Annotated in this window: 1 protein-coding gene; it reads right to left on the reverse strand. The window is 61.7% G+C overall.

The genetic code is table 11. From position 1 onward, the window contains the following. Positions 1-9 precede the first annotated feature (9 nt). Positions 10-480, reverse strand: a 471-nt coding sequence (locus AD72_RS35035) for an IS5 family transposase (protein ID WP_031470956.1), incomplete at its 5' end; no start/stop codon positions are given.

Genomic DNA, 480 nt, shown 5'->3' on the forward strand with positions numbered 1-480 from the left:
GAGATGGTTTCAAAATGATGTTGTGAGTGTTCGGTGGCAGATGAGGACGCAGGCGAGTTTGAGGAGGCTGTAGTGGATGTCGGCTCGGCGTTCGTAGCGGGTGCGGAGGCGTTTGAATGCGTGGAGCCAGGCGAATCCGCGTTCGACGACCCAGCGGTGTTTGCCGAGTCCGGAGCCGTGTTTGGTGTTACGTCGGGCGATTTTTGGGACGATTCCTTGGTGTCGGAGCCTCGCACGGTGTGGGTCGGAGTCGTAGCCGCGGTCGGCGAACAGCCATCGGGGTCGGGTGAACGGGTTACCGCGTTTCCCGCGTATCACTGGAATCGCGTCCAGCAGTGGGAACAGTTGGGTACTATCGTGAACGTTGCCGCCGGTCAGTGTGACTGCGAGCGGAATGCCGGTGCCATCGGTGATCAGGTGGTGCTTCGATCCGAGGCGTCCACGGTCAACCGGAGACGGCCCGACAGCGTCGCCCCCTTT

The organism is Sciscionella sediminilitoris (assembly GCF_000737195.2).
GTDB lineage: Bacteria > Actinomycetota > Actinomycetes > Mycobacteriales > Pseudonocardiaceae > Sciscionella > Sciscionella sediminilitoris.